The 10,161-nt window shown below is 39.7% G+C and carries 10 protein-coding genes and 1 other annotated feature; of the genes, 3 read left to right on the top strand and 7 right to left on the bottom strand.

The features are described from left to right. Nucleotides 1-144 precede the first annotated feature (144 nt). From CLOL250_RS05380 to CLOL250_RS05370, 3 genes are read right to left on the bottom strand one after another with little or no spacing between them, the layout of a single operon-like run. Nucleotides 145-843, bottom strand: coding sequence for a CvpA family protein (locus CLOL250_RS05380; RefSeq protein ID WP_008401215.1), 699 nt, complete (start codon nucleotides 841-843; stop codon nucleotides 145-147). Next, on the bottom strand, nucleotides 840-2,117 hold the full coding sequence (locus tag CLOL250_RS05375) for a DUF5711 family protein (RefSeq protein ID WP_008401214.1): 1,278 nt from the start codon (nucleotides 2,115-2,117) through the stop codon (nucleotides 840-842). Before CLOL250_RS05375 ends, CLOL250_RS05380 begins: the two co-directional genes overlap by 4 nt. Before the next feature lie 52 nt (nucleotides 2,118-2,169). Beyond that, nucleotides 2,170-3,420, bottom strand: a complete 1,251-nt coding sequence (locus tag CLOL250_RS05370) for a LysM peptidoglycan-binding domain-containing protein (RefSeq protein WP_008401213.1) — start codon at nucleotides 3,418-3,420, stop codon at nucleotides 2,170-2,172. Nucleotides 3,421-3,653: 233 nt separating this feature from the next. Here CLOL250_RS05370 and yyaC point away from each other — a divergent pair, with 233 nt between their 5' ends. Then, on the top strand, nucleotides 3,654-4,229 hold the full coding sequence (gene yyaC, locus CLOL250_RS05365) for a spore protease YyaC (protein WP_008401212.1): 576 nt from the start codon (nucleotides 3,654-3,656) through the stop codon (nucleotides 4,227-4,229). Here yyaC and CLOL250_RS05360 read toward each other — a convergent pair. Then, entirely contained in the window at nucleotides 4,208-5,323 is a 1,116-nt protein-coding gene (locus CLOL250_RS05360; RefSeq protein ID WP_008401210.1) for a hypothetical protein, read from the bottom strand. The two genes, yyaC and CLOL250_RS05360, sit on opposite strands and share 22 nt — an antisense overlap. A 266-nt stretch (nucleotides 5,324-5,589) precedes the next feature. Between CLOL250_RS05360 and CLOL250_RS05355 the strand changes: the two genes are divergently transcribed. Then, nucleotides 5,590-6,000, top strand: a complete 411-nt coding sequence (locus CLOL250_RS05355) for a CBS domain-containing protein (protein ID WP_008401207.1) — start codon at nucleotides 5,590-5,592, stop codon at nucleotides 5,998-6,000. Between the two features lie 75 nt (nucleotides 6,001-6,075). Here CLOL250_RS05355 and CLOL250_RS05350 read toward each other — a convergent pair whose 3' ends face one another. Both CLOL250_RS05350 and CLOL250_RS14130 read right to left on the bottom strand, forming a co-directional pair. Further along, nucleotides 6,076-7,737 (bottom strand): 2-isopropylmalate synthase, encoded by a 1,662-nt coding sequence (locus tag CLOL250_RS05350; protein WP_044945179.1) that lies wholly within the window; start codon nucleotides 7,735-7,737, stop codon nucleotides 6,076-6,078. Nucleotides 7,738-7,845: 108 nt separating this feature from the next. Then, nucleotides 7,846-8,085, bottom strand: a binding site (T-box leader). Between the two features lie 109 nt (nucleotides 8,086-8,194). After that, nucleotides 8,195-8,344, bottom strand: a complete 150-nt coding sequence (locus CLOL250_RS14130) for a hypothetical protein (protein WP_021943377.1) — start codon at nucleotides 8,342-8,344, stop codon at nucleotides 8,195-8,197. Nucleotides 8,345-8,571: 227 nt separating this feature from the next. Between CLOL250_RS14130 and CLOL250_RS05340 the strand changes: the two genes are divergently transcribed. Beyond that, complete coding sequence (locus CLOL250_RS05340; RefSeq protein ID WP_008401204.1) at nucleotides 8,572-9,246, top strand: uracil-DNA glycosylase; 675 nt, start codon at nucleotides 8,572-8,574, stop codon at nucleotides 9,244-9,246. Between the two features lie 154 nt (nucleotides 9,247-9,400). On the opposite strand, the gene CLOL250_RS05335 is transcribed toward CLOL250_RS05340, so the two are convergent. Beyond that, complete coding sequence (locus CLOL250_RS05335; protein ID WP_274922243.1) at nucleotides 9,401-10,054, bottom strand: HD domain-containing protein; 654 nt, start codon at nucleotides 10,052-10,054, stop codon at nucleotides 9,401-9,403. Nucleotides 10,055-10,161: the final 107 nt, after the last annotated feature.

Raw genomic sequence — 10,161 nt, 5'->3', positions numbered from 1 at the left:
CATTTGTCGTTGTTTGTTGCCGTCTCGAACAGCAACTTCGATATATTAACACATATCGTTAATGTTTGTCAACAACTTTTTTCGATTATTTTCAATCTTTTTTTGTTGTTCAAGCTGTTCTCGCGACCAGCAAGTGATACTATACTAAATCTTTTCCAAGATGTCAACTATTATTTTCAAAAAAATGTCTTTTTTGTATATCCATGCCAAAAGTGAACTTTCATCGATCATTTTCATCACTTGCAACGCCCAGTTAAATGTTGAAAGAAGTGTTACAATTCCCATAAATATCCAGACAAACAGCAATGCCTGCCCTGCACCAAATAAAATTCCACCCGCTTTATTAATTCCTTTTACGATCGGAATATAACTTGCCACATCCAGAACTGTAATTAAAATATGAATACACAAAGATAAAATAAAAAATGTAAGTACATACGAAATGCCACGCATAACCATGGCAGTCAAGGTTTCGGCAATATAACCGCAGACATTGTTTACACCTGTTTCTAAATACTGCTCCCCGTTACAATTCTCTATCAGCCAGTCTCTGACTCCTGTCGGAAGATCAAGTTTATCGATCAGTTCAATTTCCTGATTCCTGGTGATTTCTTCCGTCTCCTGCGGAAGCTCAAATTTTTTTATTATGTTATTTTTAATGGTTTCATCTAATGCTGTCTGTTCACACAACAATTTGTTAACACCCGGATACAAAAGTGCAGTTAAGAATACTGCCAGCACAATTCCAATTGCACCGGCAGCACTCTTAAATAATCCAATCCTGTATCCACGTAACATAAACAGCAACATAAATGCCGCTATTCCCAGGACTAATAAATTCATTTGTTTTCCTTCTCATTCTTCATGGTAAGTTTTATAATCGTTGTTTCATTTTCAAATATTGCGATATATTCTAATTTATTGCCCGACGGAACAATATCGATCAGATTCTTTCGGAATGTCGTAGAAAATTTCTTTGCACCATTCAGATAGTAAATGCTGCAGTCGAATTCTCCCGCAATAATCAATTCATCTTCCGTTGCATATATTTTTGAAAATGTATTGTTATAGTCTGCCTCTGCGGTCAATTTACCGTTTGTATCATATATATATATATGGTATCTTCCCGCGGTGGTATCTGCATTCGCAGCTATATAGCCTACATAGTTGGAATTTGCAAATACACCTAACATCTCTCTGCCATCCAGACTTATCTCTGCTTTCTCACTCGGTTTTTCATTCATGGAATAGATCACGATTCTATCATCTCCAAAGCAGGCAATCGTGTCATTATCTATAAAATCTACATATGGAAAGATCGTATCATCAAAAGTAAAACCACCCATTAATCGGTCAGCATTCTCGTTTTGTCCTACCGAGCCAAAATTATATGCCGCAAGATAATCCGGTACTGTTGTTCCATCCACCTTTACATAACTGGTAAATAACTTCTGCCCATCGTCCGATACGGCAATATCAAGCGGATAACCACTATTTTCTATAGATGTCTTCATCTCGTAGATCTCTTTACTGTCTTTATCATATGCATTGATATAATTCTCATTTTCGCCTGACAGGATCACAACATATACTCCCTGTGAGGCAATATCAATATTTGTAATATCATAATTCAGTGTCTGATTACTGACCTTTCCTGATTTATTAAATACATATACATCTCGTCCGTTCATATCGGCCACAGCCGCATAATCTCCATTTACAACAGCTTGAGGCATCTTCATTGCATAGCTACAGTCCCAGACGGTATTTCCGGTGGCATCAATATATGCCACACCATCTTTGGTCACTTTTAATACATTATCACTGAACATGATGTAATCTGCAATATTATCTCCATTCGTTTCTACAGACGACACTACATTATATCCCTGATATTCTCTTGTGTTAATATATCTTCTCACAGATACAATCACAACCGCTGCAATTAAGATCACCAATATCACAATAAGGACTTTTACCCTTGCGGAAATTCCCGGTGTTACCTCTATTACATTGCTGTTCTCATCATCTATCTGTTCTCTCTTCGCCGTCCGTTTTGTCTTTACATGTGCGAAAAACTTTCTGCGGTTCTTTTTTTCTTCTATTTCCTTTGCCATATGTTACCTCTGTCACTTTATGGAATTTTCTTTCGTGGATAGTATAACATCTTTAGTTTACAGATGGAATAGCTATTTTTTCTCCCGGATAGATAGTATCTCCTTCTTTTATTCCGTTGGCATTCATCAATGCATCTACATAATTGGGAGACTTGTACATTTTTAATGATATACTCATAAGCGTATCTCCTTCTTCAATTGTATAATACTCAACGGCTTCATTGGACATTGTTTCCTGTGTAGATACCTCTTCTGTTCCTGCACTCGTGGTTTCTACGGTATTCTGCCCCATTTCCTCATTCTTCGTTCCACTACTGTCTTTTTCTGTATTTTCATCTTTTGTCTCGATTTCAGAAGATACTGTCGAAGCAGCTTCTCTTCCATCTTCGGCATTCTCCTGCCCGACATCTTTTGTATAGACTGTCTGTTCCGTATTGCTGTTTGAAAATACCTGTACATCTGAATCATCATTTTGCAATTCCATCTTTCGTATCGTTGACTCTATATCTTTCATCTTATCATAGTTCCCCGATACAACAACTCCCATCGATAATGCAAATACAGCTGCAAAAGACGCAACTGCATATTTTACATAAGACTTACTTTTCTGATTTTTTTCTTTCTTTTGGGATTCGCCTCGCATTGTCTGAAAATTCTTTACAAGCTCTGCATCTTTTCGCAGTGTCGCCTGATCCTTGTCCTCCGTCGTCATGTTTTTGCGGCTGATAATATAATTCTGCATAGCTTCATTTCGAACATAATATATATAATATCCCCGTTGCCGCATCAAGTGATTTTTCTCACACACATAAAAAGCATCATCACATTCTAAGGAATCCATGACAAACAACACCTTATCCCTTCCCCTGAAATTCTCCAGATGCAGTCTTGTGATTTTTTCATTGATATCTGTGGAAAATCCCATGCGCGAAAGAAACCATCCGACAACTGACAGATTTTCAAAATATTTGTTGATCTCCGCATAAAGCCCGCTCCAAATATGATCATCAAATTTGATCTGATCCACATCAAATTCCAGATTCTGTGCCTCTACCGCTCCACTGATAAATAACGTCTCCGTATCACCATCTTTAAAGTACTCTCCAAGCAGGATAGCTCCCCGAGAGGTCGTATTACCCGGCTCTGCGATCTTACGCAGGAATGTCATTACATAATCTTCTATGTATATTTTCTTCTTATCCGGAGCATTTCCTATCTGTCTGATATTTTTCGGCATTTTGTAATGTATTTCATTTTTTCCGTTTTTCTCCGCTGTAGTCTTGTCATACACGATCTCTATCATGATTACACTCCCCCATAATTATTATTGGCTCCGGCCCATTCCGAAAGCACTCTTTTTAGATTTGTTCTGATAATAGCATTTGGGAAAGTCTGTACTTATCAAATTTTGTCAACATATATGGCAATCTATATTTTTTCTTTTTGAGTATTTCGACATTTTATTTTTCGGTTTTGTGTAAACTTTATCAATCCGGGTAATACTTTATAGTAAGATATACTTTTGGGAAGGTGTTTATGAATATCAGTAAGAAAGTAAAAAAACGGAAAACCGAATACTTCAATCCGGCCCGAAGCCATACCTGTCACGAGCTAGGTAACCGGATCGTAGAATTAATCCATGATATGGAAGGTTATGGCAAGGATATAATCGTAATCTGCATCGGAACAGACCGCGCTACCGGAGATGCACTCGGTCCTCTGGTCGGCGACTACATCCTTGCGCACGATACCGCCTATCAGGTTGCGGGAACACTGGAATATCCGGTTCATGCACTTAATATCCGTGATACGATCGACCATATCTACGAAGATTTTGACGATCCTTTTGTAATCGCCGTAGATGCATCTCTTGGCATGTCCAAAGATATGGGAATGGTTACGATCACGAACTCCCACCTGTTTCCGGGAAAAGGTGTAAACAAAAAACTTCCGGCAATAGGCGATATGTCTATTACCGGAATCGTTAATCTCTCCGGGAATGCCGGAGCAAGTCTACTCCAGAATACCCGATTATATACAGTTAAACAGATGGCCGAATACATTGGAAGAGCACTCGTCTATGCCGATCATCATCTGTCATCTCCTTTATAAACTTTGATAGCCTCAGCTACTGTACTTGCTGATCCTTCTTCCATGATTGAGATCAGATCAGATAATTTTTCTTCTGTACAAAAGTCCTTTCCGAGATATGTTTCATATTTGTTCGTGATCATAAGCTCATATTCGGATATCTTCTTCTGCGTATCACCGAAATCATTTTCCAGTGTATCACGTTCGGATTTCAATCGATCCATTTTCTCTTTTCTGCGTCCGGTGATCTCATCCGTAATCAATTGTTTGGTTTCTTTCTCGAAGGTACGAAGCGCATCCAGTTTTTCATCACTGATCACTCCACCCGCATCTTCTAACTCCTGAATCTTTTTATCATATTTACCCAGTCTGTAAATGCTCTCATCCTTATCCTTTGCAATTGAATTCTTGATTGCTTTTACAGCCTTCTCATTGGCTATGATCTTATCGCGGGTTCTTCTTCCCTCCCGGATCAAATCTCTATGTTTCACCTTTGTCAGGTTAAATACAATGAAATAAATAATAAACTCAGTAATTATGATCAGTGCTGCAATCAGCACGCACATTGCAGTATGGTTTCCTGTCTTGAACTTTGTATTCATTAAAATCGCAATCACTGCCGCCGGAATTCCTCCGCATGCAACCAAAAGGATTACAAGCAACTCAAGAAATTCACTCATGCCTTTGGGGGAAAACAGGCAATAATACATCTTCGTATTACAAAAGGCCGGAACATGATTCTTTTTGAATAAAGTCTTGATAGCCGCATTCAGCTGACGATTCTCCTCCCGGATATCTGCCGTCTCCTTATTGATCCGATCTTCCATTCTCTGGCTTTTCTTTTTATCCTTCTTCGTCTGCACCTGACGGATCTTAGAATTATTTACATCGATCTGTCTGTCATAGCTTGCAGCGATCTGTTCTTTTCTTTTTTTTAATGTGGCACTGATCTCATCACCGGTTGCCCGTTCTTCCCGGACGATAGCCCGTTTATTCTTCTTCTGGAGCAGCTTGATCTCCTCCAGCTTATCTTTTAAATCTTCTAATTCGGAGATTGTATCACGCGCTTCGATCAGGTATTCCTGGTCTTCATCATATACGTTATCCGCAGCCATAGCTTTCCTCCTGTCTGTAAATGTGCGCACAAAAGCCTACACTTATATTTATTTTAACAAATAACACCTTATTAAACAACCCGAAGTTTTTTTCTATGTTTTTTCTGAAATCTGTCACACTTTTTTCAAACAAAATTAAGAGAATGTAAATTGCAAACCCTGTCGACATCTTCTATAATAGATACAGGCACGAATAATAAACCATTGCCGCTGATCACCAATAATACAAAGTTATATTTTACATAAAGGAGGATTTTCCCTGACCTATGAATATTTTATTTTTTCTGACTCCTAAGAGCGAGGTTGCATTTATAGAAAGCACATTTACTTTAAGACAGATTCTTGAAAAGATGGAGATCCATCGATATTCAGCAATCCCGATTCTGTCGGGTAACGGCGAATATGTCGGAACAATCACCGAGGGTGATATCCTCTGGTTCTGCAAGAAAAACGGATTGAACCATCTGTCCGAATCCGAAGATATCCGTTTGTCCGACATTCCGAAAAAATTCGAATATGCTTCCGTATCAATCAACTCAAATATGGAAGATCTGATCGCCCGTGCGATGGCACAGAACTTCGTTCCTGTAGTAGACGACCACAACAAATTCATCGGTATCGTAACCCGAAAAGATATCATCGGCTACTGCTATAAAAAGCTGAGCCAAACTTCATAATTTTTTCAAAAGCACTAAAATAAAAAGCCATCCAACCGATACTATTATTGTACCGGCTGAATGGCTTTTTATTTATTATAACACGCCTGTTCTGTTGATTGCTGAGATTAAAGCATATACAGATGCATCAATAATATCATCCTTAATGCCTGCACCCCAGGTAACTGTTCCGTCTTTTCCTTCCAGACCTACATAAGCGACTGCCTGTGAGTTAGAGCCTACCTGTAATGCATGCTCCTCATAGCAGATGATCTTGAAGTCAATGTCAAAATGCTTCTTAATTGCATTACTGACAGCATCCAGACGACCATTTCCTTTACCATGATATACTTTCTTTTCGCCATATTTCATGATCGTGATCTCAGTTGAGATTCCATCTCCCTGAACGAAATGACACTCCAACATCCGAACAGGATTTTCTATATTGACATATGTACTCTGGAAAATATCCAAAACTTCGGTAGCGGATAATTCCTTATGTGCCTTATCAGATACATCTTTAACTGTATAACCAAGATCCTCACGGAATTTTGGTGGAAGGTCAAAACCGTACTTGGACTGGAGAATATAACCGATACCTCCCTTTCCTGACTGGCTGTTGATACGGATAACATCTCCATCATATTTTCTTCCGATATCCTCCGGATTCAGTGGAAGATATGGTACTGTCCACATACCATCTCCCTGATCCTTTCTGTACTTCATACCCTTTGCTATCGCATCCTGATGAGAACCTGAAAATGCTGCAAAGACTAATTTTCCCGTATACGGAGAACGCTCATATACATGCATATTTGTTACGCGTTCATATAATTCTGTCAGCTTTGGAATATCAGACAGATCAAGTTCAGGATCTACTCCATGTGTGAACATATTCATCGCAAGTGTGATGATATCTACATTACCGGTTCTCTCACCATTTCCAAATAAAGTTCCTTCGATTCTGTCTGCACCTGCAAGAATACCAAGCTCTGCATCTGCTACGCCACATCCACGGTCATTATGCGGATGTAAGGACAGGATAACATTTTCTCTGTCAATCAAATGTTCACTCATGTACTCAATCTGGCTTGCATACACATGCGGAAGTGACATTTCTACAGTTGCAGGAAGGTTAATAATAACCTTACGATCCGGAGTAGGCTTCCATTCTTTGATAACTGCATTACATACGTCCAATGCATAGTCAATCTCTGTTCCGGTAAAGCTCTCCGGTGAATACTCAAACGGATAATTTACTCCGTGCTCTTCTGCCATCTGGTTCAACAATTTTGCCCCATCAACCGCAAGCTGTAAGATCTCTTCTTTTGATTTCTTAAATACCTGTGTTCTCTGTGCATAGGATGTCGAATTATACAGGTGAACGATCGCATGCTTTGCGCCGTCAATTGCTTCAAATGTTTTCTTAATGATATGCGGTCTTGCCTGGGTCAGCACCTGAATGGTTACATCATCCGGTATCATATTCTTCTCAATCAAGGTACGGCAGAACTCATATTCTGTTTCCGATGCTGCAGGGAAACCAATCTCGATCTCTTTGAAACCGATCCGTACAAGTTCTTTGAAGAACTCCAGTTTCTCATCCAGATTCATTGGAACGATCAGTGCCTGATTACCATCTCTTAAATCTACACTACACCAGATCGGTGCCTTATCAATATACTCTTTTTCTACCCATTTTACAGACTTTTCCGGTGGCATATAATAGCCTCTTTTGTAATGCTCAAAATTCTTCATGTTTAACCTCCTGTTTCTGTTTTCTGTATAAGCTCCTGTAACGGCTTTTGTTCTTCTATTCATATATTACATAAAATATGGCAATAAAAAAACCTACATCTCATCACCTATAGAGACGTAAGTTATACGCGATACCACTCTATTTCATACATGTTGTATGCTCTCGTTACAGATACAGATATGAATCTCTTATATCCTCCTGCTATAATGGTCAGGCTCCATCCCATCCTACTTCCTTTCAGCGGGCTACTCTGAGGCGAGTTCAAATCTGTTCCACTGCTGTCTTACACCAACCGACAACTCTCTGAATGCTTCATAGATTCTACTATTCCTCTTCATCGTATTATCTGTATCGACTTTAACACAGTGTCTCGCTGTCTGTCAACCCCATTTTTGCAGAAAAAATATGCACGCGGTAACTGTTCTTCCTGTACCCGCGTGCAAAGGATTGTCATTCCTACCATACAATATGACGTTTGTTCTTCAAGAGACAACCGCCCGATGCGATCATCAATATACCGGATGCAAGTCCAAGCACCAGAACGACTACGCCTAATGCAATATTTATTGCGCCTGAAGTTTTCATTGTCTTATATGCTTTCTCCATTTTCAGCACCCCTTCTGCAAAAATTTCATTTGAAAAGATGATACCACAAAGTCTCTCACCTGACAATGTTTCAGAGTAAAATTACGCCTTAAAATTTACATTAAATATTGTTTATGTTACACTGTTTTTAAACGAACACATAGGACGCTCTTTTCATTTTCAAAATGCACCATGTCGTCCCGAAATGAAAAACGTATCCTTTACACTATAGATAAGGAGTCTGAATTATGCCAGCTATTTCAAATGACTGGGCTCCGGAACTGAAGCCCGAATATAAAAAAGAATATTATAAAGAACTGTTTAATTTTGTCGGACATGAATATGCCACAAGAGAAATCTTTCCACCTGCCGATGATATATTCAATGCATTTCATCTGACGCCATTGTCAAAAGTCAAATGTGTCATTATCGGTCAGGATCCCTACCATAATGTAGGTCAGGCGCATGGCCTGAGCTTCAGTGTAAAGCCGGGAGTCGATATCCCGCCTTCTCTTGCCAATATTTATCAGGAGCTTCACGATGACCTTGGCTGCTATATTCCAAATAATGGTTATCTCGTTAAATGGGCGGAGCAGGGTGTCCTTATGTTAAATGCTGTTCTGACCGTACGGGCACATCAGGCGAATTCTCATCAAGGACATGGCTGGGAACAATTTACAGACGCCTGCATGGAGATCTTAAACCGTCAGGATCGCCCGATCGTATTCATCTTGTGGGGCTCGTATGCGCAAAGAAAAGCTTCGATGTTAAACAATCCGAACCATCTGATCTTAAAGGCTCCGCATCCAAGTCCGTTATCGGTCTATCGTGGATTCTGGGGAAGCAAGCCCTTCAGCAAAACAAACGACTTCCTGATCGAGCACGGTGTTGAACCGATCGACTGGCAGATTGAAAACATATGACAATAAATCTGCCAAGCAAATAAGCAACGTGTCTGTATAAAGACAACGTTGCTTATTTATTTGGCAGATAAACAGATATGAGTAAGAAGGTCGAATAGCCCGGAGTGCGAATAGCTGTACGATTTCGAAAGTCCGACGGACGGAAAAATCGGTATTATTGAATTGTCTCCCGCTTCTTATCCAGTTCTGCCTGAACAACAGCAAGCTGTTCGATAATTTTATCTTTTAACATAGATATCTCGGTAGCATAGTCCTCTCCGAGATTGTCTTTTACCTGCTCTAACCGGTCAAGGATATCGGTATAAGTCTGATTTACTTTTCTCTGGATCCATTTGCGATTGGATACAAAAAGGATAGTTCTTAGATTATGCAGTCTGTCTGCAAGCTTGATCATGACCACCTGTGCCGGAGCGTGGTCAAATAGACGTTTTGAATAGTCGGAGAAGGTCTCTCCTTCGAGTTTACTTAATAAATATACATGATCCCTGATATCCGTACCAAAGATCTGTTCAATATCTTCAAATGTACAGTCCGTATCTTCTACCGTATCATGCAGTAATGCAGCTACAAGTACAGTTTCATCCTCTACATGACATTCGTCTCTTAATATATGATAAACGCCAAGAATATGTTCATCATAATACGGCACTTTGCCATCTCTGCCAAGGCGCGTCTGTCCCTGATGACATCGCTTCGCAAATGCCATCGCAGTCTCAACACGATCTGCCTGACAACTGCCATCTTCTATATAAGAAACTGTTTCATCTCTGTCTGCTGTATTTGTAAAACCCTGCATGTTCTGCTCCATTCCATACCCTCGGGGCATTTTTTAGATATAACCGGACATGTACACCCGCACCTTGTGTCTGTTTCAGTATAACACAGCCGCACATATCTTTCCAGCGAATCTGTCAT

This window comes from Clostridium sp. L2-50, from assembly GCF_000154245.1.
Classification (GTDB): domain Bacteria; phylum Bacillota; class Clostridia; order Lachnospirales; family Lachnospiraceae; genus Coprococcus.
Note: the sequence above shows the minus strand (reverse complement) of the source record. Positions and strands in the feature narration are given on the sequence as shown.

Bases quoted from the DNA above. Each gene is read 5' to 3' on its own strand.
- CLOL250_RS14130 (WP_021943377.1), bottom strand. From the start codon at position 8,344: ATGGAGAAAGCATATAAGACAATGAAAACTTCAGGCGCAATAAATATT.
- CLOL250_RS05335 (WP_274922243.1), bottom strand. From the start codon at position 10,054: ATGGAGCAGAACATGCAGGGTTTTACAAATACAGCAGACAGAGATGAA.
- CLOL250_RS05355 (WP_008401207.1), top strand. From the start codon at position 5,590: ATGAATATTTTATTTTTTCTGACTCCTAAGAGCGAGGTTGCATTTATA.
- yyaC (WP_008401212.1), top strand. From the start codon at position 3,654: ATGAATATCAGTAAGAAAGTAAAAAAACGGAAAACCGAATACTTCAAT.
- CLOL250_RS05350 (WP_044945179.1), bottom strand. From the start codon at position 7,737: ATGAAGAATTTTGAGCATTACAAAAGAGGCTATTATATGCCACCGGAA.
- CLOL250_RS05340 (WP_008401204.1), top strand. From the start codon at position 8,572: ATGCCAGCTATTTCAAATGACTGGGCTCCGGAACTGAAGCCCGAATAT.
- CLOL250_RS05370 (WP_008401213.1), bottom strand. From the start codon at position 3,420: ATGATAGAGATCGTGTATGACAAGACTACAGCGGAGAAAAACGGAAAA.
- CLOL250_RS05360 (WP_008401210.1), bottom strand. From the start codon at position 5,323: ATGGCTGCGGATAACGTATATGATGAAGACCAGGAATACCTGATCGAA.
- CLOL250_RS05380 (WP_008401215.1), bottom strand. From the start codon at position 843: ATGAATTTATTAGTCCTGGGAATAGCGGCATTTATGTTGCTGTTTATG.
- CLOL250_RS05375 (WP_008401214.1), bottom strand. From the start codon at position 2,117: ATGGCAAAGGAAATAGAAGAAAAAAAGAACCGCAGAAAGTTTTTCGCA.